This is a genomic window from Pseudomonas helvetica (genome assembly GCF_039908645.1).
Classification (GTDB): domain Bacteria; phylum Pseudomonadota; class Gammaproteobacteria; order Pseudomonadales; family Pseudomonadaceae; genus Aquipseudomonas; species Aquipseudomonas helvetica.
Map to the genome: position 1 here is coordinate 2,851,311 of NZ_CP150917.1, position 24,959 is coordinate 2,876,269.

Consider the following 24,959-nt stretch of genomic DNA (forward strand, 5'->3'; position numbering starts at 1 on the left):
CAGGTCTTTTGAGACCGTCGCGTTTTCCCACCGGATTGAGGACATTTCCTGCTTTTTTTGCGGCAGGCGATGCATAAGCTCATAGCTCCCGAATCAACTGCAAAGGATTGCAAATGATGGCGCTAGAGAGTCAACACCAGCCTGTCCCCCGCCGGTTATCTGCTCGGAACAAACAGCCACTGTCGAGCCTTGCACTGGACGCCGTATTGCCCTCGACCCCGACCCAATATGCCGCGAAGCTGATCGAGGAACGTTGGGGGGCAGAGTTATTGGCTGCTCGCCTGGTTGACCTCAATTACCATTTTTATGGTTACCCTGCACAACAGGACGTGCAGCAAGGCCGGGTCAGAAAATCACAAAGCCTGGTACAGGCCCTGTTGTCCAACCATCAGACCGTGGGCGCGGGTCGTTTCGGGGAAACGGGATTCGGCCTGTACACGCCTCCTGTCGTGGGCCCGGAAATCCAAATCGTCGAGATCGATGAGTCTATCAATCCAGACGGCGGGTTCCTGGACTATGAGGGCATCTACCGCCAGACCAACCCTCAGCTCTACGGTCCGAGCACTCAGCTAAAGCTGCAGCCGGCAGCGTTCAAAAAGTGGGTGTGGGAGCTGGAGTTCAAGGACAAATACACCGCTTATGTGCACGCTGCGTGGCCTTCCGACGAGGTTTGTCTTGCCCCCCAAGGTTATCCGCTGCGCACTTCGGTCAAGACGGCCTTTGTCATGGCGGCTTATTTGCAACACCGGGAAAACAGCCTGACCCAGGACGGACTCAAACTGGCACTGCGGGCTGCAGGGTTTGATCCGCAGCAAACGTGGGAGCAACTGACGGTTGAGCAATTGCAGGCCTGGGCGACGACGGAGTCCTCCATAGAGGCTGCGCGTCTGGTCATTTACCGTTATGTATCGAGCGATATCTGGAGCTTTCGAGAGAAAACCAGTGAGCGGATTTTGCTTTATATCCCGAGTAACTCTTCTCCGTTCCACGAGTTCGCCGATCAAAAGGCGTTACACAAATGGGTGGTCGATGTGGGCCGGGACGTTGCCCGGCGGGATGCTCTGGCAGCGCATTTTTCCGAAGATGACCGGCAGGACGGCACATTCCACGCGGGCGTGTCGACCGCGTTGGAGGGCATGGCGCTTTACCCCAAACAGCATCATTTGAAGAAAGGCCATGGTTTTTTCAACGATGATGGTTACTGGGATCCTGCCGATTACATTCACTTTGAGGTCGCGATGTCTCCAGCCGATCCCTTCGCGCAGTGGGTGTTGCTGATGAAGCAAGCGGCCCAGTCCAGTATTGAAACGATCCGTGACGATGCCCAGGCCAATCGGGATGATTTGAGTGCGGTGGTCGAGCCCATTGTGCAATGGATCAACAAATTTGGTCCCTTGGCGTTGTTCATTCCGGGTGGCGAAGGTTTGTTGGCGCTGTCCGGGCTGATCGATGCCGGTTATGGGCTGGCTCAGGCGGTTGATGGCAAGACCGCTGAAGAGCGCTCGGCAGGTGTCACACGCACCGTATTCGGTTTGCTCAATGCCTTGCCACTGGCCGCGGAAGGGGCAGCCATCAAGGCCGAAGAGCATGCCGTCGGCATCGGGTCTGAATCCGGTCCTGCCCCCGCGTTTATGGACGAACCCTTGTCCGGCGAGTCCTCGCTGGTGGCCGGAAATGTTGCACCTTCCGCCGTTGGCGCTGAACGGGCGCAGCTGATGCGAGGTATTGGGCCGAGTGTCCAGGCATTCAGTGATGAGGTTCTGGTCCAGATAGCTCATGTCAGCCCCGTGGATGATGATGTATTACGCCTGATGCACACCGGGCAGCGGTCACCGGCTCCGGTGCTGGCGGATACCATCAGTCGTTTCACGCTCGATCAGGATCTGCAGCGTGCCGTTGACGCGTTCCCCGAAGGCTCGGCGCAGGCCGAACAGCTAAAAAGCACGCGAGTCGAACAGTTCAGGCAGCGCTACGACGCGCTACAGCATTCGGATAATGACTGGATCAGGTTATTTCGGGATCAATACCCGGGTTTACCAAAAAGTGCGGTGGAGCAAATGCTCGACAGGTCGGGAGTGGACATTGCTGCGCCCCACACGCTGGCTGACGCCAAGCGAGTGCTCGGGCAGTTGGGCGGCAAGGCGCAGCAGTACACGCAGCATGTACGTCTGTGCCGCGCCTATGAGGGGCTTTATCTGAAGTCGGTCGAAAACGCCGACAGTGATGTGCTTGTATTGCAGACGCTGGAACGGCTGCCGGGCTGGTCGCGTGCGACTCGAATCGAGGCGCTCTACGGGCGGGTCGGTACGGCTGACTTTGATCAAGCGCTGTTCGGGCTTCTGCCGCAAGAACAACGCGCGGCCCTCGGTTTGCGTCCAGGCCGCGAATGGCAGGACTTGCAGTCCAAAATTCGGGAACACGTCCTGCCGCGCTCCGAATTGATGCTGGGGCTACACAGGATCGACTCCGGATTGCCCTTTCAGCGTTTCGGGTTGCACGGCGGTGGATTCCCTGGCACCGCGCAGTTCGGCGAGCTGTCCACAGAAATCATGAGGCTTCAGGTTAAAGAGATTTATCCTGCTTTTACGACTGAACAAGCGGATGAGTTTCTATTGAATGCAGGCGCCCAGGCTCAGGCTGATCTTTATCGGCTGAGGTTGCAGTCAGAGCAACTACGTTTCGATATCACCGGTTGGATCGAAAACATCACCGATGATATCGAAGAGATGGATATAGATATTCTGCTCGCGGGTGATGAGGGCACGGAGGGAATGAGCGACGCCGAGATTAAGGCGGAGAACGACGCGCGCATAGACGAATGGATGGATATTGAACGTGATACCCGATATGAGCTGGCCGAAGACCTGATCGCCATTTGGCAAAAGCGTAGCGGGCCAGAAAGCCGGGTTTATCGGGACGGACAGTTCATCGGCTTTCACCTGGATATGGACTTCGAGCAGATGCACTACCTCCCGCAGCTCAACGTAAAGTTGAATGACGTAGTCTCTCTCACCATGCCGAATTTCAAGTTAACGCAGCGCGGCAGCCTTAACGGATTCCTTGAGTGTTTCCCCAACCTTCGCACATTGAATATGCAGGGCGTTGATCTACGACTCTTTGACCAGAATGGCATAGCGGTTGGTCGATTGCCGCCTGCCATCGGCCAGTTGTCTCGGCTTGAGGTCTTGAACCTGAAAGCGACCCGGCTGGTCCTGACGGAGGGAACCGTAGGCCAACTCGCCGAGCTCACCCGACTTCAGGAGCTCGATCTAAGCGAAAATCCGTTGGGTCTCCCACCGCCAGTGTTTGAGATGTCCGAATTGCGTCAACTCAAGTTGAGGCGTGCGGAGCTTGAGTCTTGCCCGACTTTTGCTCTGGATTTTCCTGGCCTGGGGCGCTTGGATCTACGTGATAACCAGCTTGTCCGAGTGCCTGAATCGGTTCGTAAGCAGTCGGTGGCCGTGGGCAACGTCTTGCTTTCAGGCAATCCGTTAACCGACGCAGACAGTTTGAAATGGATCATGGAACACCGTAAGCAGACCCGGATCAACCTGTGGATGGGGGCTGCGGCACGCGATTTTGCCAGGCCAAACGCTTGGTTGACCGGGCTTCTCCCTGAGCAGGCGGCACAACAGACCGCACGCTGGGAGCGTCTTTTTGCAAAAGAGGGGAGTAATCGTTTCTTCGACACTTTGGACGTACTGACGCGCACGGCCGATTTCCTGGTGGACTATGCACCTTTGCAACAGCGAGTGTGGCGAATGGTTAATGAGATGGATGCTTCGCAGGAGCTTTGCCAGCACCTGTTCGAGGGCGTGGAATGGTCGCCTCTCGATGGGGATGACCCGTTTGCCAGTTTTGTACGACTGGAAGACAGAATCACTTTATTCAAGGAGCCGCCTGTGAAAAAAGCCAGTCTCGACGGCGAGACTTTTCAAGCGTCGTAGGTGGAGCGAGGAGTCTGTAGCCACAATAAAAAACCTTGAGCCCGGCACAGGCGCCGGGCTCAAGGTTTTTTTCGATCAGCGGCGACGAAACAGTGGCAGCGGTTCGTCGGTGGCGGCCTGGTAGGTCACCGAGAAGTCCTTGAGGCTTTCAAGGGCTTCGTACGGGTCCTTGTCGGCGCGCAATGCATACGCGTCGAAACCGCAGCGGTGCAGGTAGAACAACTGGTCGCGCAGCACATCGCCAATCGCCCGCAGTTCGCCCTTGTAGCCGTAACGGTCACGCAGCAGGCGCGCGTTGGAGTAGTTGCGCCCGTCGGTGAAGGCCGGGAAGTTCAAGGCAATAACCTGGAACTGATCGACGTCGTCACCGATTTCCTCGGCTTCTTCATCGGCATCCAGCCACACGCCCAAACCGCCATCGCGAGCCTTGAGCGCATGCGCGTGATCGCGCCACAGGGCCAGCGGGACGATCAGGTCGTCGCAGTTGGAAATGCCGTCGAAGGTAGCGTCCTTGGGCAGCAAGTGCCAGGTTTCGTCGATGACTTCGTTGTTCTTAATTATTCGCTGCATAGACGCGTTCCTTGAAGAGGTCGATGCCGATACGTTGATAGGTGTCGATGAAGCGTTCGTCTTCGGTACGTTGTTCCACGTACACGTCGATCAGCTTCGAGATCACGTCAGGCATGTCGTCCTGTGCAAAGGACGGGCCGAGGATCTTGCCCAGGCTGGCGTCACGGCTGGCGCTGCCGCCGAGGGATACCTGGTAGAACTCTTCACCTTTCTTGTCCACTCCGAGGATGCCGATGTGCCCGACGTGGTGGTGACCACAGGCGTTCATGCAGCCGGAAATGTTCAGGTCCAGTTCGCCGATGTCGAACAGGTAGTCCAGGTCATCGAAACGGCGCTGGATGGCTTCGGCGATCGGGATCGACTTGGCGTTGGCCAGGGAGCAGAAGTCGCCACCGGGGCAGCAGATGATGTCGGTCAGCAGGCCGATATTCGGTGTAGCGAAGCCTTGCTCGCGCAATTCACCCCACAGGGTGAACAGTTGGCTCTGCTCGACATCAGCCAGAATGATGTTCTGCTCATGGGAGGTGCGCAGCTGGCCAAAGCTGTAGCGGTCGGCCAGGTCGGCAACGCCATCGAGCTGCTTGTCGGTCAGGTCACCCGGAGCAACGCCGGTCGGCTTGAGCGACAGGGTCACCGCGACATACCCCGGCTTCTTGTGAGCCAGGGTGTTGCGGGTGCGCCAGCGAGCAAAGCCCGGATATTGCTTGTCGAGTTCAGCCAGTTCTGCCGTCTGATCGTTCAGGGCTTTGTAGTCCGGATCGACGAAGTGCTTGGCGACGCGATGCACTTCAGCCTCGGTCAGCGTGGTCTGGCCACCGCGAAGGTATTCCATTTCCGCGTCGACTTTTTGTGCGAAGACTTCAGGCGTCAGGGCCTTGACCAGAATCTTGATCCGCGCCTTGTACTTGTTGTCGCGACGACCATAGCGGTTGTACACACGCAGGATGGCGTCGAGGTAGCTCAACAGGTCTGGCCACGGCAGGAATTCATTGATGAACGCGCCAACGACAGGCGTTCGGCCGAGGCCACCACCGACCAGCACGCGGAAACCCAGTTCGCCTGCGGCGTTGTGCACTGGCTCAAGGCCGATGTCATGGACTTCAATGGCTGCACGGTCCGAGGTCGAACCGTTGATGGCGATCTTGAACTTGCGCGGCAGGTAGGCGAATTCCGGGTGGAAGGTGGTCCACTGACGGACGATTTCGCACCACGGACGCGGATCGATCAACTCGTCGGCAGCGACACCGGCGAACTGATCGGTGGTGACGTTGCGCAGGCAGTTGCCGCTGGTCTGGATAGCGTGCATCTGCACGGTCGCCAGCTCAGCCAGGATGTCCGGGATGTCTTCCAGTGCCGGCCAGTTGAACTGGACGTTCTGCCGGGTACTGATGTGGGCATAGCCCTTGTCGTAGTCGCGGGCAATCTTGGCCATCATTCGCGTCTGGCGCGAAGTCAGTTGGCCATAAGGCACGGCAACCCGCAGCATCGGAGCGAAGCGCTGGATGTAAAGGCCATTTTGCAGGCGCAGGGGGCGGAATTCTTCTTCGCTCAGCTCGCCTGCCAGATAGCGTCGGGTCTGATCACGGAACTGCTTGACGCGGTCCTCGATGATCCGCTGATCGTACTCGTCGTATACGTACATATAGGTCCTGTTCTCAGGCTTGGGCCAATCAGGAACAGCTGCGTTTTCCGCTCGCTTGATTCCGATACTGCCTTGGCAATTCTGCGCGCACGGCCGCGCACTCCCCACGGAGCCGAGGCAAGATACCAGTTTGCGTTTATGCGCAAAAGTGATGTTTGAGTATATGTAAAGAACCAAATCGACTAATGAGACTGGTTATTGTCTTACCCACATTTGTGGTGCGGGCAATCCTCTACTTAACTGTGCTCGAGTCTTTCTGCAATCACCGATAAAACCGACAAGAGGCGATGCAATGAGCAACCCAACCAAAGCACGGAAAAGCGATAGCACCGTCGATGCATGGGCCATTCTGTTTCTGATCTTCCTGGTAGTGGGCACTGCGGTGTTCTGGGTCAGCCATCAATAGGTAAGCGTGTCCGGGCCCTGTCCTGACGATTGTCGGACAAAACGTCGATTAATCGCGATTTGCCAGCACTTCGCTGGCTATAATGCGCGGCTAATTGCCGGGGCTCGGATATTCAATGTTCAAGTTTTTCTGTGGGGTATTGCTGACGTTTTGCTCGGTCTATGGATCGGGTACGCAAGCGGCGTCAGTGCTGTTCCTGAGTCCTGGCACCTCTACGGAAACTTTTTGGCTGAGCTATTCGCAATTCATGCAGGCTGCCGCCCGGGATCTGGGCATGGACCTGCAGATCCAGTATTCCGAGCGCGTGCCTGAAACCACGATCAAACAGGCCCGTGAAGCCCTGCAAGGGCCAAAACGTCCGGACTATCTGGTGTTCGCCAACGAGCAATATGTTGCGCCGGAAATTTTGCGGCTGTCCGAGGGCAGCGGCGTGAAGCTGTTTATCGTCAATAGCGCGCTAAACGCTGATCAACTGGCGTTGCTCGGCAATCGCGAGAAAAAATACCCGGCTTTGCTCGGTAGCCTGGTACCCAACGATGAGGAGGGCGGTTACCTGATGCTCAAGGAGTTGATCCGCCTGCATCCTCCGGTCGCCCCCGGCCAGAAACTTGAATTGCTGGCGTTTGCCGGTTTGAAAATCACGCCGGCCTCGCAGTTGCGTGAAAAGGGCTTGATGCGGGCGTTGCGCGAGCACCCCGAGGTGCATTTGCAGCAACTGGTGTACGGCGGGTGGAACCGTCAGCGCGTCCATGAGCAGGCGACGTTGCTGTTCAAGCGCTATCCGCAGACGTCGCTGATCTGGACGGCCAACGATGAAATGGCGTTCGGCGCGATGCAGGCCTATGAAGAGGCGGGCGGCACGCCGGGCAAGGGCGCGCTGTTCAGCGCCGTCAATACCTCCCCGTCAGCCTTGCAGGCACTGCTGGATGGTCGTCTTAGTGTATTGGTAGGCGGACACTTCAGCCTGGGCGGTTGGGCGCTGGTGCAGTTGCATGACTATGACCAGGGCGTCCATGTCGAACGATATGGCGGTCGTGACCGGCAGGTCCCGCTGTTGCAGTTGATTGATCGGGAACAGGCCAGGCGCTTGTTGGCCATCGGTGCCACGCAGAACTACGGTGTGAACTTTCGCAGCTTTTCGGCCAAGGATCGTCCGCTGAGCTATCGCTATCCGTTCAGCCTGCAAGCACTGATGCACTGACGTCGGGCTAAACCCCGGCCAGATGCAGGACCAGTTTCACGATACCGAACAGCGTCAGCGCAAAGACTGCGGTGAACAGAATGCCCAATATCACGAAATGACTGGGTTTGCCGTGTGTGAAGTCGCGGGCGCGGTTCTTCCCGCTCTGCACGCCGAACGCCGCCGCCATCACGCTGTGCAGCATCTGCCAGAAGCTGGGTGGTTTGTTGTCGACTGGATCGTCCATAAATCCCTCGTCACCGGAGTGTATTAGGCAAGCATAGTCAATCTTCCCGGGGCCGTGAGGCCACCCACCCGCCAGGGTCAGCTCAACTGGCTCACATAAGTGCCCGTGCCCTTGAGAATGTTCTGCAACGTTTCTTCCACTTCAGCCAGATCCGCCGGCGCGGTGCTGTGGTGGATTTCCAGATGATCGTCGCCATTCAGCGCATCGGCGTCAGCGGCGGCTATTTCGATCAGCAGGCGGGTAGGGCTGAGGGTGACTTTCACGCCGTCGAGGGTCGACGGTTCGCCATCAAGGGTGATCTCCAGCTCATCTTCATCCGGGTAGCGAGTCATCAAAAACATCTCGCCCTGATTGCTGTGGCAGCAGAGCATGGCCAGGTTGTCTTCTTCGTCATCGCACGGGTTGGCGATAAGGTGGGCGGTGGTCAGTTGCATGGGGAAAATCCTCGCTCAAGGAGCGTTATGAAGACGACAAAAGCCGATTCTGCCAGCCCGAGTGAATTTCTGCTCGGATGTGTGTCTGAAAGTGTGTTGTGAACACTACAAGGGGAGTCGGTCATTTCTGGTACGAAGGCACCGTAAATCCGGGCATAAAACCGTCTTTTTTTCACGCAACTGCTAGTGTTGTTCGATGCGCTGCCGATGAGTTACGTACCGATGACCGAATATGTCGCAGCATCGCAAGCAGGCAGGTTGTCGCACCCGATAAGCTGCGCAACCAATGGGCACCTCTAAAGACATTGCTTGTCTATCCGGTAGTCGTTTTTACAGATGCCCTTTCATGGAAGGTGAATGTGACCTGAGTGTCTCGTCCAGCTTCACCCATCTGTCACCCTGTTAACCTCTGCCCGAGATTCAGGAACTGGGTGACGGATTGCCCCGACAGGGGTTTTGCACGCGACGCTTCCATCAATAACAAGCCCAAGCGGAGTACCACAGATGGCGTTCTTCACCGCAGCCAGCAAAGCCGACTTCCAGCAACAACTGCAAGCGGCACTGGCGCAGCACATCAGTGAACAGTCACTGCCACAAGTGGCGCTGTTCGCTGAACAATTCTTCGGCATTATTTCCCTCGATGAGCTGACCCAGCGCCGGTTGTCCGACCTCGCCGGCTGCACCCTTTCTGCCTGGCGCCTGCTTGAGCGCTTTGATCACGCGCAACCGCAAGTGCGCGTTTACAACCCGGATTACGAACGTCACGGCTGGCAGTCGACCCACACGGCGGTCGAAGTGCTGCACCACGACTTGCCATTTCTCGTGGACTCGGTGCGCACCGAGCTGAACCGTCGCGGCTACAGCATCCACACCTTGCAAACCACGGTGCTGAGCGTGCGTCGCGGCGCCAAGGGCGAGTTGCTGGAAATCCTGCCTAAAGGCTCCCAGGGCGAAGGCATTCTGCAAGAATCGCTGATGTACCTTGAGATCGACCGTTGCGCCCATACCGCCGAACTCAATGTATTGAGCAAGGAACTGGAGCAGGTTCTCAGTGAAGTCCGCGTTGCGGTCGCCGATTTCGAACCGATGAAAGCCAAGGTCCAGGAACTGATCGAAGGCATCGACAAGAGCAAGTTTGCCGTCGATGCCGAAGAAAAGAGCGAGATCAAGGGCTTCCTCGAGTGGCTGGTGGGCAACCACTTCACGTTCCTCGGTTACGAAGAGTTCGTGGTTCGCGATGACAAGGATGGCGGCCATATCGAGTACGACCAGAGCTCGTTCCTGGGCCTGACCCGATTGCTGCGCGCCGGCCTGACGGCTGACGACCTGCGTATCGAAGACTACGCCGTGAACTACCTGCGCGAACCGACGCCGCTGTCGTTCGCCAAGGCTGCGCACCCAAGCCGTGTACACCGTCCGGCTTACCCTGACTACGTGTCGATCCGCCAGATCGATGCCAACGGCAAAGTCATCAAGGAATGCCGTTTCATGGGCCTGTACACCTCGTCGGTGTATGGCGAAAGCGTGCGGGTCATTCCGTACATCCGTCGCAAGGTCGATGTCATCGAACAGCGCTCCGGCTTCCAGTCCAAGGCGCACCTGGGCAAGGAACTGGCCCAGGTACTCGAAGTACTGCCGCGTGACGATCTGTTCCAGACTCCGGTCGACGAGCTGTTCAGCACCGTGATGTCGATCGTGCAGATCCAGGAACGCAACAAGATTCGCGTGTTCCTGCGCAAAGACCCGTACGGTCGCTTCTGCTACTGCCTGGCCTACGTGCCACGCGACATCTATTCCACCGAAGTGCGTCAGAAGATCCAGCAAGTGCTGATGGATCGCCTGAAAGCCAGCGATTGCGAATTCTGGACCTTCTTCTCCGAGTCCGTGCTGGCCCGTGTGCAACTGATTCTGCGGGTCGACCCGAAGAATCGTCTGGACATCGATCCACTGCTGCTGGAAAAAGAAGTGGTTCAGGCCTGCCGCAGCTGGCAGGACGACTACGCAAGCCTGGTGGTCGAAAGTTTCGGCGAAGCCCAGGGCACCAATGTGCTGTCCGACTTCCCGAAAGGCTTCCCGGCCGGCTACCGCGAGCGTTTCGCTGCGCATTCGGCTGTGGTCGACATGCAGCACCTGCTGAGCCTGAGCGAAAAAAATCCGCTGGTCATGAGCTTCTATCAGCCGCTGGGTCAGGTGTCCGGTCAGCGCGAGCTGCACTGCAAGCTGTACCACGCCGATACCCCGCTGGCCCTGTCCGACGTCTTGCCAATCCTGGAAAACCTCGGCCTGCGCGTGCTGGGCGAGTTCCCGTATCGCCTGCGTCACAGCAACGGTCGCGAGTTCTGGATTCACGACTTCGCGTTCACCGCTGCTGAAGGCCTGGAACTCGACATCCAGCAGCTCAACGACACCCTGCAGGACGCGTTCGTCCACATCGTTCGCGGCGATGCCGAAAACGATGCATTCAACCGTCTGGTACTGACCGCCGGCCTGCCGTGGCGCGACGTTGCGCTGCTGCGTGCTTACGCCCGTTACCTGAAGCAGATTCGTCTGGGCTTCGACCTGGGCTACATCGCCAGCACCCTGAACAACCACACCGATATCGCTCGCGAATTGACCCGGTTGTTCAAGACCCGTTTCTACCTGGCGCGCAAGCTGACCAGCGACGACCTCGACGACAAGCAGCTGCGCCTGGAACAAGCGATTCTGAGCGCTCTGGACGACGTTCAAGTGTTGAACGAAGACCGCATCCTGCGTCGCTACCTGGACCTGATCAAGGCTACCTTGCGGACCAACTTCTACCAGACCGACGCCAACGGTCAGAACAAGTCCTACTTCAGCTTCAAGTTCAACCCGCACGCTATTCCAGAGCTGCCGAAGCCAGTACCGAAGTTCGAAATCTTCGTTTACTCGCCACGCGTCGAAGGCGTGCACCTGCGCTTCGGCAACGTGGCTCGTGGTGGTCTGCGCTGGTCCGACCGTGAAGAAGACTTCCGTACCGAAGTCCTGGGCCTGGTAAAAGCCCAGCAAGTGAAGAACTCGGTCATCGTGCCAGTGGGCGCCAAAGGCGGCTTCCTGCCGCGTCGCCTGCCGTTGGGCGGCAGCCGTGATGAGATCGCAGCAGAAGGCATCGCCTGCTACCGCATCTTCATTTCCGGTCTGTTGGACATCACCGACAACCTGAAAGACGGTGCGCTGGTACCGCCGGCCAACGTCGTGCGTCATGACGACGATGACCCGTACCTGGTGGTGGCAGCGGACAAGGGCACTGCGACCTTCTCCGACATCGCCAACGGTATTGCGATCGACTACGGCTTCTGGCTCGGTGACGCCTTCGCGTCGGGCGGCTCGGCCGGTTACGACCACAAGAAAATGGGCATCACCGCCAAAGGCGCGTGGGTTGGCGTACAACGTCACTTCCGCGAGCGCGGCATCAACGTCCAGGAAGACAGCATCACTGTCGTGGGTGTCGGCGACATGGCCGGTGACGTGTTCGGTAACGGTTTGTTGATGTCCGACAAGCTGCAACTGGTCGCAGCGTTCAACCACCTGCACATTTTCATCGACCCGAATCCACAGCCAGCCAACAGCTTCGCTGAGCGTCAGCGTCTGTTCGACCTGCCGCGTTCGGCGTGGTCGGATTACGACACCAGCATCATGTCTGAAGGCGGCGGGATCTTCTCCCGTAGCGCGAAGAGCATCGCGATTTCCCCGCAGATGAAAGAGCGCTTCGACATTCAGGCCGACAAGCTGACCCCGACCGAACTGCTGAACGCCTTGCTCAAGGCACCAGTGGATCTGTTGTGGAACGGCGGTATCGGTACGTACGTCAAAGCCAGCAGCGAAAGCCACGCCGATGTCGGCGACAAGGCCAACGATGCACTGCGCGTGAACGGCAACGAACTGCGCTGCAAAGTCGTGGGCGAGGGCGGTAACCTCGGTATGACCCAACTGGGTCGTGTCGAATTCGGTCTCAATGGCGGCGGCTCCAACACCGACTTCATCGACAACGCCGGTGGCGTGGACTGCTCCGACCACGAAGTGAACATCAAGATCCTGCTCAACGAAGTGGTGCAGGCTGGCGACATGACCGAGAAGCAACGTAACCAGTTGCTCGGCAGCATGACGGATGAAGTCGGCGGTCTGGTTCTCGGCAACAACTACAAGCAGACCCAGGCCCTGTCCCTGGCAGCCCGTCGCGCCTACGTGCGGATTGCCGAGTACAAGCGCTTGATGAACGACCTGGAAGGCCGTGGCAAGCTGGACCGTGCCATCGAGTTCCTGCCGACCGAAGATCAACTGAACGAGCGCGTTGCGGCAGGCCATGGTCTGACCCGTGCCGAGCTGTCGGTATTGATCTCCTACAGCAAGATCGACCTCAAGGAGCAGTTGCTCAACTCCCTGGTGCCGGACGACGACTATCTGACCCGCGACATGGAAACCGCTTTCCCGCCGATGCTGGTCAGCAAGTTCTCCGAGGCCATGCGTCGTCACCGTCTGAAGCGTGAGATCGTCAGCACCCAGATCGCCAACGATCTGGTCAACCACATGGGTATCACCTTCGTTCAGCGACTCAAAGAGTCGACCGGCATGAGCCCGGCGAACGTGGCCGGTGCGTATGTAATCGTGCGTGACATCTTCCATCTCCCGCACTGGTTCCGTCAGATCGAGGCGCTGGATTACCAGGTTTCGGCCGACGTACAACTGGAGCTGATGGATGAGCTGATGCGTCTGGGCCGTCGTGCCACTCGCTGGTTCCTGCGCAGCCGTCGCAACGAGCAGAACGCAGCGCGCGACGTCGCACACTTCGGTCCACATCTGGCAGCGCTGGGCCTCAAGCTCGACGAACTGCTGGAAGGTCCGACGCGCGAAGGCTGGCAGACTCGCTATCAGGCCTACGTCGCCGCTGGCGTACCCGAGTTGCTGGCGCGCATGGTTGCAGGCACCAGTCACCTGTACACCTTGTTGCCAATCATCGAGGCAGCGGACGTGACTGGCCAGAATGCAGCGGACGTGGCCAAGGCCTACTTCGCCGTGGGCAGCGCGTTGGACCTGACCTGGTACCTGCAACAGATCAGTGCTCTGCCGGTGGAAAACAACTGGCAAGCGCTGGCCCGTGAAGCGTTCCGCGATGACATCGACTGGCAGCAACGGGCGATCACCATCTCGGTCCTGCAAATGGGCAACGGCAAGCAGGACGTGGAAACACGTCTGGCCTTGTGGATGGACCAGAACCAGACCATGGTCGAGCGCTGGCGCGCCATGCTGGTGGACATCCGTGCCGCCAGCGGCACCGACTACGCCATGTACGCGGTCGCCAACCGCGAACTGCTGGACCTGGCGTTGAGCGGTCAAGCGGTGGTGCCTGTCACGGCCACTGCAATCGCTGAACTGGAGCCTGCTGCCTGATCATCAGGCGCTGAATAAAAAAGCCCCGTCTCGAGAGAGGCGGGGCTTTTTTTTTGTTGCAAGTGAGCATGGTCGGTCAGGCAGGGAAATTCAGGTCAATCACTTGATAGAAGGCTTTATCGGTATTTGCCACGTCCCAAATGGCGAGAAGGACGTGGTATCCCTTGCGCGGAGGCAAAGTCACTTCGTGTCGTTGAAGAGGACCAGGCATCAGTTCTTTGTCGGCCTCAGGTCCCCAGTATGGCTGGTAACTGTTGAGGTACCTCTTGAGCGGGGTTTCTTCGAAATGTCTCCTCGCCAATGGTTCATTGGAGTTCCAGTCCGCTTTGGTGATCAAGTACTTCCATCGGCGGGTCAAATGGCCTTGGCTTAACTCCCACATGAGCACCAGGTTTTGGCCCGACATGACGTCATGTTTTTTCCAGTGGGCGCCTGGTGCGTTGAGCAGGGCGCGTGCATCGCTATGCCCGCCACTGGCAATCATCCCGTCGAGGGGAGGTGCGATGTTGCGCACATCTTCCGGAGCATCAGGGTCCTGCAAGTTACCTTCAGTCGCAGGAAACAGTTTTCCGCCCTCAAGTGCGTTGGCTTGACCGGGATCCAGCTTACCTTCCTCAAGAAGGAACTGAGCGCGGGATTTTGGCGTGGTGATTCGGCCATGCCTGGGCCCAATTTCTTTCCTGTGGCTTAGCTCACTTAACAAACTCTCGATGAGTTTGTTTACCTCACCTGACGAGAGTTTTTCCAGCCCACTTTCAGAAGATTGTTCGTTTTTTGAAGTCATCGCATTGACACTCCATTCAATGAAACCACCAAAGACCGGACGAAAGTCCATCGGCCCGTCACCTGTCTGTCGAGGTGGATTAGAGAAGGAAGGATCGATCACTGTCTACTGTCAGAGTTGACAGTAGACAGTTGTATCTAGCTGTGTTTTTCAGGTTTGGCAGGGTGGTCAAAGTTGGTTATTTGACGGTGCGTAAATCTTCGCTCGATAACGAAAGTTTATCTGACGGTTTGCTTAGTAAATTGCTGAGCGACTGGTCAAACTTTTGTAAGGCGCGAACTTGAATGTTTTGCTGTTCATTGATATCGGCAACTATCTCGCGCGTAGGTTTGAAATCGGCCCACACCGGGCTCAGGCTTTTTGCCTCGTGACCTGGAGCGGTTCCGATGTAATTGAGCCCGGCGTCATAGAAGTTCGCCATGACGTCGGCCTGTACATCGGAACTGCGCGAGGTGATGAGCTGACTATGGGTGTCAATGACCGCCACGACATCCGGTTTCGCGGCTTTAAGACTTTGCATGTCCGGGTAAACCGTTACCGAGCCGAACTGCCGTTGCAGGGAGGCCTTGATCCAATTCACCGCCATGTCCGGTTGGGAGGTGGAAACATAGGCGTCGTGGATCGGCTGCACCAGCAAGCTCTGGCCAAAACCGGTGCCGGCGTTGGCCTGGTAGTCCTTGAGGTAGGCACGGCTGTTCTGGGTGTTCTGACTGTAGACAATGCCCAGTGACACGTTCGGACCGCTGGTGACATGGGTGGCGCTGGAGTGCACGAGTGGTGCAGTGAAGTAATTGCTCAGCGCGGCTTGCTCTTCTGGAGCGGTGGGCACCGAACAGCCGGTTAATAAGGCAGTGAGGCTGATGCTGGTGACCAGGACTATGTTCATGGTGTGTCTCCAGTGAAACACATTCAATCGGGAAGTTTAACGGGTCGAACAGTGTCGACGTAGTTCCAGACTAAACCTGTTGGCGGGAAATTAAATAGCCAATAGTTCCACTGGTCGGAGGGCTGATTTATTAGGGATTTAAAAGTGCGTAGTTGATTTCCGAAGGAAATAAACAGGGCCCGAATATAGAGTTCAGGCCCTGTTACTTATGGCTGGAAGCGCGGGTATTAGTTTTTCAATAGCGTTAGTAGTGCATCGTGTCGACGCGTTAAACGATGGGGAAACAGTTGAAGTCGACGCTGCTGGCCAGTCGGCTGTCGATCAGGCTGATGAAGCCTTGAACTTGCGGGCAGTAGAAGTGTGATTGCATGGCGGTTTCGGACTGCCAGCGGGCACTGACCGTCCATCGATTGTCATCCTCCGGACAGCGGTCGACCATGTAGGAATCGCAGCCTGGGAGCTCACGCAATGTTTCGACGATCTTCTGCAATTGCTTGCCCAGTTCATCCGAGCGGCCAGCGGCGGCCTGTACCTGGACCGTATTGATTATTTCGTTGGGCATCGCACACGCTCCTGTATCAAGCCGGACGAGGCTCGCTCAAGGTGGGATAACGCATGTGCAGGATAGGCCTGTGGCTGGTAGCGGCCAACAGCCAATTGGCAGTAAAAGTGCCATACCAATAGACCTCAACAGACTTGCTGCAAAATGTCCCGCAGGCGGTCAAGGGCACTATCGATGTCCAGGGTTTCGATGGAGCCGAAGCCCATGAACAGCCCGGCCCGTGGCGGTTGCTGATAGTAAAAACCGCTCAGGCCATACAGCCCGACGTCGAGTTTTTTCGCCAATGTGATGACCAACGGGACATCCACCTCGACTTTGCACAGCAAGGCCATGTGAAAGCCGGCAGTGGTTGGCACCGCTTCGAGCCAGGGCGAAAGGTCCCCGGCGACGCGTGCGAGGATTCGCTCGCGCCGCCCGGCATAGACCGTATGGCAGCGGCGGATGTGTTTCAGCAGACAGCCTTCGGCGATGAACTTGGCCAAGGCCCATTGCGGCAGGGTCGAGGTGTGCAGGTCGGTCAGTTGCTTGGCGCGGATCACCGCGTCGAGAATGGCCGGCGGCAGAATCGCGTAACCCAGGCGCAATTCTGGCAGCAGGGTTTTCGAAAAGGTCCCGACGTAGGCGACGATCCCGCGCTCATCCATGCTTTGTAGGGAGTCGGTGGGTCGGCCCGCGTAGCGGAACTCACTGTCGTAGTCGTCCTCGATAATGATCGCGCCCAGCTCATGTGCCCTTGCCAGCAAGGCTTCGCGCCGTGCCTGGCTCATCGGCATGCCGAGCGGGAACTGGTGAGAGGGTGTGACATAGATCAGCCGGGTTCCATCGGGAATCAGCTCGACTTGAATGCCTTGCTCATCCACCGGCACCCCGACCACTTCGGCGCCGTGAGAGGCGAACAACAGGCGTGCCGGCGGGTAGCCGGGATCTTCCATCGCGACGAGGCTACCGGGCTCGGTCAGTACGCGGGAGATCAGGTCCAGCGCTTGCTGCGCGCCGTTGCACACCACCACGTCGTCGTCCTGGCAATTGACCCCGCGAGAAAAGGCGATATGCCGGGCGATCGCGTTGCGCAGCGTCGGCAGGCCTTCCGGCTCGCTGTAAAAACCCTTGGAGCCAGCAATCTGCCGCAGCGCATGGGCGGTGCAGCGGCGCCAGTCATCCTGAGGAAACAGGCCCTTGCTGGTGGCACCGCCGATGAACTCGTAACGCAGCGAACCTTCCTGGGTGGGGTGGCGCAAGAACCACGGCATGTTGCGCCAACGCTCGAGGATGTCGGCGCTCGCCAGTTCGCAATGGCTCTGTTTGCGGACGATTGCCGAGGGGCGGGGATTGACGTAGGTGCCTTTGCCGATCCTCCCGGTGAGGAAGTTCTCGTAGGTCAACTGCGCGTAGGTGTCGGAAATGGTCTTGCGTGAGATCCCCAATTGCTCGGCGAGCAAGCGGCTCGGCGGTAGCTGTGTCCCGGCGGCCAGGCGACCCGACTCGATGGCGCTACGCAGTTGCTGATACAGCTGACCGGCGAGGTCCTTGCGGCCGTTGATCACAACATGAAGTTCCATACCCGCGAGGCTCCTGCGGCAGTTGGTGTTTCGGGTTGACGTGTCTGACATCAGATTACCCGTATTGCGGTGTCGGGAAGAAGTTGCAGCGCATCCATATTCGCGCCTCGTCGCGCTATGGCTGTCGTCATCCGGGTGATGATCCGTTTAGACTCGATGGCCATGCTACTTTCAAGGAGGAATCACCATGTCAGCCATCGATCCTGTGATCAGCATTGAGCGTATGAGCGAAGCCCACATCGAGGGCATTACCGCGCTTTACAACGATCCGGCGGTTGCCCGCCAGGTGCTGCAAATGCCGTTTCAGTCTACTGAAGTCTGGCGCAAGCGCCTGGCGCCGGAGAACGAGCGGGTGGTGCAACTGGTGGCGTTGCATCAGGGCCAGGTGATCGGCAACATCGGCCTGGAGCAGGTTTCGCGGATTCGTCGCAGTCATTGCGCCAACATCGGCATGGGCGTGGCGGTCGCGTGGCAAGGCCAGGGCGTTGGCTCGCGGCTGCTCGCGGCGGTGCTCGACCTTGCCGACAACTGGATGAACGTGCAACGGGTCGAACTCTCGGTGTATGCGGATAACGAAGCGGCGATGGGGCTGTATCGCAAGTTTGGTTTCGACACAGAAGGCTTGTTTCGCGAGTATGCGGTGCGCGATGGGGTGCTGGTGGATGCCCTGAGCATGGCGCGCTTGCGCCGTCTGCTCAAGGCGCGCTGAGTCAGCCGCCGAGGGCGAACGCCAGCGCAGCTTGCGCATACCGTTCGGCGGCATCCGGGACCAATACGCTCCTGTTGATGACGTAGTGCGGCCTACAATGTCCGCGATCCGGCAGCGGAGTAAACCCTTGGCGCGGCGCTGAAGTGTCAGCAAGGTGTGCATGCCCGGTTTTAGTCGTACGCCGGCAGCGTGCATCTGCCATGCTCAAAGTCCGCAGTACTGCTTCAACCAAAGGAACACAGCAATGGATGACGTACAGCAACTGGGTGAGATGCTTCGCCACTACGCAGAAAGCGAAGCGCACAAGAAGCAGCTGTTTGAAACCCAATCGGCAGTCTGGGCAACACGAATTGGCGAGTTGTTCGGGCAGATCGAGCAGTGGCTGGCCCCGGTCAAGGCCCCGCATTTGCTGGAGGTGAACCGCGAAGCCTATGTGGCGTTCGGGGCGAACGTGCCGGTCGAAAGCTCGACCTTCAAGACCGAAAAACTGAGCATTCTGATTGCCGGCAAACCGGTGGAAATCGTCCCGGAAGTGATGGGTGCCGGTGGGCTGATTACACTGGCGGTCATGGGCTTGACCGCTGCGCGTTACGGCAGCGTGTCGCTGGTGTGCCAACCCCCTTCGACTGACTGGCAGTGGCGCAAGACCAATGGCCTGAAAGACCCGGACACCTTTGCCTTCGACGCGAATTTCCTGGCGCAGCAGTTGCAGAGCCTGATACCGCGCGATCGGGGTTGAGTCGAGTTCTGGCAGGTGTGAACTTTTGTGGCGAGGGGGCTTGCCCCCGTTGGAGCGCGAAGCGGTCCAAAAGTCGATGATCGTATTGTGTCAGGGAAAATGCATCTGCCGGTTTTACGACTGCTTCGCAGCCGAACGGGGCGGTGCGGCGTTCCGGCAAGCCCCCTCGCCACAGGGGGTGTGGTTTGACTTCAAACCTCCAGATTCCCCCAACCCGGCCTGGCTTCTTCGGGTGCAACGGCTTTCACAGTCTTGCCCGTCGCCAACTCCACCCGCCGTGCCACTTCCGGGTCATCGGCAAACGGCATCAGACTGGCATCTTCCAGGCTTTCGGCCGACTGATGCTTCAAGCAATACTCCACCGATAAATACAGGCACGCCACGCCCAACAGATCCAACATGACTTCGATCATGGCAAACATTCCCTGAGGTGAGAGACGCAAGCCGGTGGGCTTGCGTCATGGGCCGGATCAAGCGATCTGCGCTTCTTGCTCAGCGATTTTCAGGTCGGCGACCCGCACGGTGCGCCAGGTGTTGTAAGCCATCAGCAGCATGCCGCTGAGGAAGAACACGCCGCCGACGAAACGCACAATGAAGCCAGGATGGCTGGCCACCAGGGTTTCGACGAAGGAATAGGTCAGCGTGCCATCGTCGTTGATGGCGCGCCACATCAGGCCCTGGGTGATGCCGTTGACCCACATCGAGGCGATGTACAGCACGGTGCCGATGGTTGCGAGCCAGAAGTGCGTGTTGATCAGACTGATGCTGTACATCTGCTCGCGGCCAAAGACTTTCGGGATCATGTGGTACAGCGAACCGAAGGTGATCATCGCCACCCAGCCCAAGGCGCCGGCGTGTACGTGGCCGATGGTCCAGTCGGTGTAGTGGGAGAGGGCGTTGACGGTTTTGATCGCCATCATCGGCCCTTCGAACGTCGACATGCCGTAGAACGCCAGCGACAGCACCAAGAACCGCAGAATCGGGTCGGTGCGCAACTTATGCCAGGCGCCCGAGAGCGTCATCATCCCGTTGATCATCCCGCCCCAGCTCGGCGCCAGCAGGATCAGCGACATCGCCATGCCCAGCGATTGCGCCCAGTCCGGCAGTGCGGTGTAGTGCAAGTGGTGTGGGCCGGCCCAGATGTACAGGGTGATCAGCGCCCAGAAATGCACGATCGACAACCGATAGGAATACACCGGCCGGCCGACCTGTTTCGGCACGAAGTAATACATCATCCCGAGGAAGCCGGTAGTCAGGAAGAAGCCCACTGCGTTGTGCCCATACCACCACTGCACCATCGCATCGGTGGCCCCGGAATACACCGGATAGGACTTGAACCAGTCCACCGGAATCGACAGGTGATTAACCACGTGCAGCATGGCGATCACCACAATGAACGCACCGAAGAACCAGTTGCCGACGTAGATGTGCTTGGTCTTGCGCTGCACCACTGTGGTGAAGAACACAATGGCGTAGGCGACCCAGACCACCGTCATCCACACCGCGCCGGAGAACTCGATCTCGGCGTATTCCTTGGTGGTGGTGTAGCCCAGGGGGAGGGTGATCAGCATGCTGACGATCACCGATTGCCAGCCCCAGAAGGTGAAGGCGGCGAGTTTGTCGCTGTACAGTCGCACCTGGCAGGTGCGCTGAACCGCGTAGTAGCTGGCGGCAAATTGTGCGCTGCCGGCAAAACCGAAAATCACCAGGCTGGTGTGCAGCGGGCGCAAGCGACCAAAGGTGGTCCAGGGCAAATCGAGGTTCGCCTCCGGCCACACCAGTTGCGAGGCGATCCACACGCCCATCGCCATCCCGATAACACCCCATACCACTGTTGCCACGACGAATTGGCGGACGACCTTGTAGTTATAGGCCTGTCCGATTGCTGCTGTGCTCATGGTCAATGCTTCCACGGTTGCAAAGTCTTGCCAGGCCACCCGGTCTGGCATGCGGTCAACTGTAGAAACCCTGGTCGAAACAAAACAGACTCAGAAAAACTGCATTAATGCGGATCAGATGTAAGGCCTGCCTGCGGTGATCTGCCGCGCCCTGATATGGTTTTTTAGTCTTTAGCTGAATCTGTAACCACCTGAGCCGCTACTGCATAGTCACTCCCCCAGAAACGAGCCGCAGAGCCCGATCAACCCTGATGAGGTAGCGACATGTATCAGTACGATGACTATGACCGGGCCCTGGTCTTTGAACGGGTTGCGCAGTTCCGCGATCAGGTCGAGCGGTTCATGGCTGGAGCCTTGAGTGAGGAAGAGTTTTTGCCGTTGCGCCTGCAGAACGGCCTGTACATGCAAAAGCACGCCTACATGCTGCGGGTGGCCATTCCTTACGGCACCCTGAGCGCCCGGCAGATGCGTACGCTGGCGAGCATCGCCCGGGATTACGATCGGGGTTACGGGCACTTCACCACCCGACAAAACATGCAATTCAACTGGATCGAACTGGCCCAGGTGCCGGACATCCTCGAGCGCCTGGCCCAGGTCGAAATGCATGCGATCCAGACCTCCGGCAACTGCGTGCGCAACATCACCACCGAAGCCTTTGCCGGGGTGGCGGCCGATGAGCTGATCGATCCGCGGCCCTTGGCGGAAATCCTCCGGCAGTGGTCGACCATCAACCCCGAATTCCTGTTTTTGCCACGTAAATTCAAGATCGCCATCTGCTCGGCGGAACAGGACCGTGCGGCGATCATGATGCATGACATCGGTCTCTACCTTTACCGCGACGCGGCAGGGCAGATGCTGCTGCGGGTGATCGTTGGCGGCGGTCTGGGGCGCACACCGATCCTCGGTTTGCAGATCCGTGAAGGATTGCCGTGGCAGCATTTGCTGTCCTACGTCGAGGCGGTGTTGCGGGTCTACAACCGCCATGGTCGACGTGACAACAAGTACAAGGCGCGGATCAAGATTCTGGTCAAGGCGCTGGGCATCGAGGCCTTCGCCCAGGAAGTCGAACAGGAGTGGCAACACCTCAAGGACGGCCCGGCGCAGTTGACCGACGTCGAATACCAGCGCGTCGCCAGCGCGTTCGTGCCGCCCACCTATGCGCCACTGGCCGACACCGACCTGGACTTCGGTACTCGCCTGACCGAGAACCCGGCATTCGCGCGTTGGGTTGCGCGTAACGTGCAGCCGCACAAAGTACCTGGCTACACCAGCGTGGTGCTGTCGACCAAACCTGGCATGGCCTCGCCACCCGGTGATGTCACCGATGCGCAGATGGACGCGGTGGCCGACTGGTCCGAGCAGTTCGGTTTCGGCGAAATCCGCATTGCCCATGAACAGAACATTGTCCTGCCGGACGTGCCCAAGTCTGACCTGTACGCGTTGTGGTGCCTGGCCTGCGAGCATGGACTGGGCTGCGCCAATATCGGTTTGCTGACGGACATCATTGCCTGCCCCGGCGGCGATTTCTGCGCGCTGGCCAATGCCAAATCGATCCCCATCGCCCAAGCGATTCAGGCACGTTTCGATGACCTGGATTACCTTCACGACCTGGGTGACATCAGCCTCAACATTTCTGGCTGCATGAATGCCTGTGGTCATCACCACATCGGCAATATCGGCATTCTCGGCGTCGATAAGAATGGCAGCGAGTGGTACCAGATCACCCTCGGTGGATCACAGGGCAAGAACAGCGCGTTGGGCAAGGTCATCGGTCCGTCGTTCAGCGCCGCCGAAGTACCGCAAGTGATCGAGCGGATCATCGCGACCTTTGTCCGTTACCGCGAGAGCGAAGAACTGTTTGTCGACACCTTGCAGCGCATCGGTCTGGAGCCGTTCAAGGAGCGCGTTTATCCCAAGAGCCTGGAGGTCGTTGCATGAATAATCTGCTGCGGTTGGAAGATGGTGCTGCGCTTAAGGTCGACGACGATCCGTGGACCCTGGTCAGGGACCTGGAAAGCCAACTGCCAGCGGGGCCGCTGATTTTGCCGCTGGCTCTGTGGCTGACCCGCCGTACTGAACATCATCCGTCACGAGACGCGGTGTGGTTGGGGCCGGATGACGAGGTCGACAGTCTCAAGCCGTGGCTCAAGCTGATACCCATGATCGCGCTGGAGTTTCCAAGTTTTCGCGATGGTCGGGCTTACAGCCAAGCTTACCTGTTGCGCACGCGTTTGGGTTGGGCGGGGGAGTTGCGGGCGATTGGCGATGTGCTGCGCGACCAGCTCAGCCATATGCGCCAATGCGGTTTCGATGCGTTCGCGGTGCGTGAAGACAAATGCGCTGAAGATGCCCTGAAGGGGCTGGTGGGGATGAGCGTGCATTACGGTCGCTCGGTGATCGAGCCACGACCGTTGTTTCGCCGACGCTGATCAATACGTTCAACAGATCCGGGTGATGTGTGCACCCACGGTTGCGGGGGTGCACACGGTTTGCGTATCACTTCAACTTACGGGTTGATCGGCGTCAGCGGCGGCAGTTTCCATTGACCGTTGCCGACCTGAGGCTGGGGCAGGTACAGGCGCAACACCGCGTAGAACGGACCGTGCGGCGCCGGCAGCCAGTTACTGCGCTGATCCTTGAGCGGCTCGGAGTGCTGCAGGTAAAGCGTCAGTCCGCCGTCCGGGTCGCGCTTGAAGGTGGACAGCATGCGCGAGTTGAGCAGGTAGCGTTTCTTGTGGTTGGGTACCAGCAGCTTGGTCTTGCCGTCGTACATGGTCAGTGACCAGAACGCGTCGGCTGGCGGTAACTGATCCTTGTCAAAGTGCACGGTGTAGCTGTGTCTCGCGCCGTTAGCCGGTTTGCCCAGGCTGTCGACCAGGTAACTGAACTTGGCTGCTTCATCGGCCGAGTTGCCAAAGATCCCCAGGTTGGCGCCGGCGTAGCGGTACAGATAATTGTTGTTCAAGTGGTCGCGGGTACCGAACAAGTCACCGTTGTTGACCTGATGGGTATCGATCTTGTCTTTCTTGAACGCCGCGTACTCGGCCTTGGCATCGGCAATCCCGTCGTCGAGGGCTTTGCGCTGTTCGGCGGTGAGAGTTTTAAGGTCGTACGGCTGGCCGGCAACAATGCCGATTTTCGCGAAACGTGCCAGTTGGTCTTTTTCAACGTCTTGCGCCGGGGCGAAGCCGAGCATGAAGTTCAGGTAGCGGAACAGCTCCGGGCTGTCGCTCATGGTCGGAGTTGGCTTTGGCCAGTCGATTTTTGGTGCAGCAGCCGGTGCCGGTTGCCCCAGGTATTGGCTCAACGTCTGAACCTTGTAGCCGTGCTGGATTTTCTTGACCTTCTCCAGGTCCTTTTCATCAAACAACTGCGTGCGGTACAGCGCATAGGCAATATTGGTTTCGCTACGTACCAGGCGATCGATCTTCAGCGGTTGCTGACCTTGCCAATTGGGACCGGCAATCATGAAGGTCCCGCCCTTGTTGCCCGTGCTGCGGGTGCCCAGGTAAGCAAAGTTCTGGGTGTAGAGGTCGACCAGTTGTACCGAGTAGTAACGCTCTTCGGCGATCTGCGGCAGGGTCACAACCACAGGCTCGGCGCGCAGGTCCATCCAGAGAAATGAGCTGGGAGTGTCCGGGTTTGGGCTAACGAACGCGGTGTCCTTGGGGGTGAACGCTCTTGCCGTATTGCTGATATGGTTGAGCGGTGCCTTGAAGTTCGGACCGTTCTTGTCCACCGCCTGGGTGTACAGGGTCTTGTACATCTCAACCACCGGGAAGCCGTAGAGATACGCGTCTTTGGCGATCCCCCGGGCTTCTTCGGGGCTGGCGCTGAAATCTGCCCAGGCGCTTGCGCTCAGTAGCAAAGAGAGGCCGGCGAGCAACAGGCGGGTCGGTTTTTCGATGGTCATTGCACAGTCCTATGGATAAGCGCGATTCAGGTGTCATTGCACGGGCGTAATGTCGTCGAGTTTGCGGTTTTTGTCGA

18 protein-coding genes are annotated in these 24,959 nt (G+C 58.4%); 7 read left to right on the plus strand and 11 right to left on the minus strand.

The window, feature by feature from the left end:
• Positions 1–113 precede the first annotated feature (113 nt).
• Positions 114–3,947, plus strand: coding sequence for a DUF6543 domain-containing protein (locus AABM55_RS13155; RefSeq protein ID WP_347929803.1), 3,834 nt, complete (start codon positions 114–116; stop codon positions 3,945–3,947).
• Positions 3,948–4,022: 75 nt separating this feature from the next.
• Here AABM55_RS13155 and AABM55_RS13160 read toward each other — a convergent pair whose 3' ends face one another.
• Both AABM55_RS13160 and AABM55_RS13165 read right to left on the minus strand, forming a co-directional pair.
• Positions 4,023–4,517, minus strand: a complete 495-nt coding sequence (locus tag AABM55_RS13160) for a DUF934 domain-containing protein (protein ID WP_019690775.1) — start codon at positions 4,515–4,517, stop codon at positions 4,023–4,025.
• Positions 4,501–6,159 (minus strand): nitrite/sulfite reductase, encoded by a 1,659-nt coding sequence (locus tag AABM55_RS13165; RefSeq protein ID WP_347929804.1) that lies wholly within the window; start codon positions 6,157–6,159, stop codon positions 4,501–4,503. The genes AABM55_RS13160 and AABM55_RS13165 overlap by 17 nt, the downstream gene beginning before the upstream one ends.
• Positions 6,160–6,680: 521 nt before the next feature.
• On the opposite strand from AABM55_RS13165, the gene AABM55_RS13170 reads away from it, so the two are divergent.
• Positions 6,681–7,766: an ABC transporter substrate-binding protein gene (locus tag AABM55_RS13170; RefSeq protein WP_347929805.1), complete on the plus strand. Its 1,086-nt coding sequence runs from the start codon at positions 6,681–6,683 to the stop codon at positions 7,764–7,766.
• A 7-nt stretch (positions 7,767–7,773) separates the two neighbouring features.
• On the opposite strand, the gene AABM55_RS13175 is transcribed toward AABM55_RS13170, so the two are convergent.
• Together AABM55_RS13175 and AABM55_RS13180 are read right to left on the minus strand one after the other, a co-directional pair.
• Positions 7,774–7,992, minus strand: coding sequence for a DUF2970 domain-containing protein (locus AABM55_RS13175; RefSeq protein WP_054597004.1), 219 nt, complete (start codon positions 7,990–7,992; stop codon positions 7,774–7,776).
• Between the two features lie 77 nt (positions 7,993–8,069).
• Positions 8,070–8,426, minus strand: coding sequence for a hypothetical protein (locus AABM55_RS13180; protein WP_054597005.1), 357 nt, complete (start codon positions 8,424–8,426; stop codon positions 8,070–8,072).
• 504 nt (positions 8,427–8,930) lie between these two features.
• On the opposite strand from AABM55_RS13180, the gene AABM55_RS13185 reads away from it, so the two are divergent.
• Positions 8,931–13,832 carry an NAD-glutamate dehydrogenase gene (locus AABM55_RS13185; RefSeq protein ID WP_054597006.1) on the plus strand — a complete coding sequence of 1,634 codons (4,902 nt, stop codon included), beginning with the start codon at positions 8,931–8,933 and terminating at the stop codon, positions 13,830–13,832.
• 76 nt (positions 13,833–13,908) lie between these two features.
• Here the strand turns inward: AABM55_RS13185 and AABM55_RS13190 are convergent, their stop codons facing one another.
• The 4 genes from AABM55_RS13190 to AABM55_RS13205 all read right to left on the minus strand — a co-directional run bounded on the left by AABM55_RS13190 (position 13,909) and on the right by AABM55_RS13205 (position 17,623).
• Positions 13,909–14,667, minus strand: a complete 759-nt coding sequence (locus tag AABM55_RS13190) for a lytic polysaccharide monooxygenase auxiliary activity family 9 protein (protein WP_347929806.1) — start codon at positions 14,665–14,667, stop codon at positions 13,909–13,911.
• 127 nt (positions 14,668–14,794) lie between these two features.
• The gene (locus tag AABM55_RS13195) at positions 14,795–15,502 is read right to left on the minus strand and encodes an ATPase (protein ID WP_347929807.1); all 708 of its coding nucleotides are present in this window, start codon (positions 15,500–15,502) and stop codon (positions 14,795–14,797) included.
• A 268-nt stretch (positions 15,503–15,770) separates the two neighbouring features.
• Positions 15,771–16,064: an antibiotic biosynthesis monooxygenase family protein gene (locus AABM55_RS13200; RefSeq protein WP_216742248.1), complete on the minus strand. Its 294-nt coding sequence runs from the start codon at positions 16,062–16,064 to the stop codon at positions 15,771–15,773.
• A gap of 125 nt (positions 16,065–16,189) precedes the next feature.
• Positions 16,190–17,623, minus strand: a complete 1,434-nt coding sequence (locus tag AABM55_RS13205) for a PLP-dependent aminotransferase family protein (RefSeq protein WP_347929808.1) — start codon at positions 17,621–17,623, stop codon at positions 16,190–16,192.
• 187 nt (positions 17,624–17,810) lie between these two features.
• On the opposite strand from AABM55_RS13205, the gene AABM55_RS13210 reads away from it, so the two are divergent.
• Positions 17,811–18,332, plus strand: a complete 522-nt coding sequence (locus tag AABM55_RS13210; RefSeq protein WP_347929809.1) for a GNAT family N-acetyltransferase — start codon at positions 17,811–17,813, stop codon at positions 18,330–18,332.
• A gap of 244 nt (positions 18,333–18,576) precedes the next feature.
• A complete protein-coding gene (locus AABM55_RS13215; RefSeq protein ID WP_347929810.1) occupies positions 18,577–19,071 on the plus strand; it encodes a hypothetical protein in 495 nt (164 codons plus the stop codon).
• 191 nt (positions 19,072–19,262) lie between these two features.
• Here the strand turns inward: AABM55_RS13215 and AABM55_RS13220 are convergent, their stop codons facing one another.
• Entirely contained in the window at positions 19,263–19,484 is a 222-nt protein-coding gene (locus tag AABM55_RS13220; protein WP_347929811.1) for a cbb3-type cytochrome c oxidase subunit 3, read from the minus strand.
• A gap of 57 nt (positions 19,485–19,541) precedes the next feature.
• A complete protein-coding gene (gene ccoN, locus AABM55_RS13225; RefSeq protein WP_103319758.1) occupies positions 19,542–20,969 on the minus strand; it encodes a cytochrome-c oxidase, cbb3-type subunit I in 1,428 nt (475 codons plus the stop codon).
• A 264-nt stretch (positions 20,970–21,233) separates the two neighbouring features.
• On the opposite strand from ccoN, the gene AABM55_RS13230 reads away from it, so the two are divergent.
• Entirely contained in the window at positions 21,234–22,907 is a 1,674-nt protein-coding gene (locus tag AABM55_RS13230) for a nitrite/sulfite reductase (RefSeq protein WP_347929812.1), read from the plus strand.
• The gene (locus AABM55_RS13235) at positions 22,904–23,398 is read left to right on the plus strand and encodes a DUF934 domain-containing protein (RefSeq protein WP_054597015.1); all 495 of its coding nucleotides are present in this window, start codon (positions 22,904–22,906) and stop codon (positions 23,396–23,398) included. Before AABM55_RS13230 ends, AABM55_RS13235 begins: the two co-directional genes overlap by 4 nt.
• 77 nt (positions 23,399–23,475) lie before the next feature.
• Here AABM55_RS13235 and AABM55_RS13240 read toward each other — a convergent pair whose 3' ends face one another.
• The gene (locus AABM55_RS13240) at positions 23,476–24,882 is read right to left on the minus strand and encodes a DUF1254 domain-containing protein (protein ID WP_347929813.1); all 1,407 of its coding nucleotides are present in this window, start codon (positions 24,880–24,882) and stop codon (positions 23,476–23,478) included.
• Between the last annotated feature and the right edge of the window lie 77 nt (positions 24,883–24,959).

Bases quoted from the DNA above. Each gene is read 5' to 3' on its own strand.
- AABM55_RS13230 (WP_347929812.1), top strand. From the start codon at position 21,234: ATGTATCAGTACGATGACTATGACCGGGCCCTGGTCTTTGAACGGGTT.
- AABM55_RS13205 (WP_347929808.1), bottom strand. From the start codon at position 17,623: ATGGAACTTCATGTTGTGATCAACGGCCGCAAGGACCTCGCCGGTCAG.
- AABM55_RS13235 (WP_054597015.1), top strand. From the start codon at position 22,904: ATGAATAATCTGCTGCGGTTGGAAGATGGTGCTGCGCTTAAGGTCGAC.
- AABM55_RS13165 (WP_347929804.1), bottom strand. From the start codon at position 6,159: ATGTACGTATACGACGAGTACGATCAGCGGATCATCGAGGACCGCGTC.
- AABM55_RS13220 (WP_347929811.1), bottom strand. From the start codon at position 19,484: ATGATCGAAGTCATGTTGGATCTGTTGGGCGTGGCGTGCCTGTATTTA.
- AABM55_RS13195 (WP_347929807.1), bottom strand. From the start codon at position 15,502: ATGAACATAGTCCTGGTCACCAGCATCAGCCTCACTGCCTTATTAACC.
- AABM55_RS13190 (WP_347929806.1), bottom strand. From the start codon at position 14,667: ATGGACTTTCGTCCGGTCTTTGGTGGTTTCATTGAATGGAGTGTCAAT.
- ccoN (WP_103319758.1), bottom strand. From the start codon at position 20,969: ATGAGCACAGCAGCAATCGGACAGGCCTATAACTACAAGGTCGTCCGC.
- AABM55_RS13180 (WP_054597005.1), bottom strand. From the start codon at position 8,426: ATGCAACTGACCACCGCCCACCTTATCGCCAACCCGTGCGATGACGAA.
- AABM55_RS13200 (WP_216742248.1), bottom strand. From the start codon at position 16,064: ATGCCCAACGAAATAATCAATACGGTCCAGGTACAGGCCGCCGCTGGC.
- AABM55_RS13155 (WP_347929803.1), top strand. From the start codon at position 114: ATGATGGCGCTAGAGAGTCAACACCAGCCTGTCCCCCGCCGGTTATCT.
- AABM55_RS13215 (WP_347929810.1), top strand. From the start codon at position 18,577: ATGGATGACGTACAGCAACTGGGTGAGATGCTTCGCCACTACGCAGAA.
- AABM55_RS13240 (WP_347929813.1), bottom strand. From the start codon at position 24,882: ATGACCATCGAAAAACCGACCCGCCTGTTGCTCGCCGGCCTCTCTTTG.
- AABM55_RS13160 (WP_019690775.1), bottom strand. From the start codon at position 4,517: ATGCAGCGAATAATTAAGAACAACGAAGTCATCGACGAAACCTGGCAC.
- AABM55_RS13175 (WP_054597004.1), bottom strand. From the start codon at position 7,992: ATGGACGATCCAGTCGACAACAAACCACCCAGCTTCTGGCAGATGCTG.
- AABM55_RS13185 (WP_054597006.1), top strand. From the start codon at position 8,931: ATGGCGTTCTTCACCGCAGCCAGCAAAGCCGACTTCCAGCAACAACTG.
- AABM55_RS13210 (WP_347929809.1), top strand. From the start codon at position 17,811: ATGTCAGCCATCGATCCTGTGATCAGCATTGAGCGTATGAGCGAAGCC.
- AABM55_RS13170 (WP_347929805.1), top strand. From the start codon at position 6,681: ATGTTCAAGTTTTTCTGTGGGGTATTGCTGACGTTTTGCTCGGTCTAT.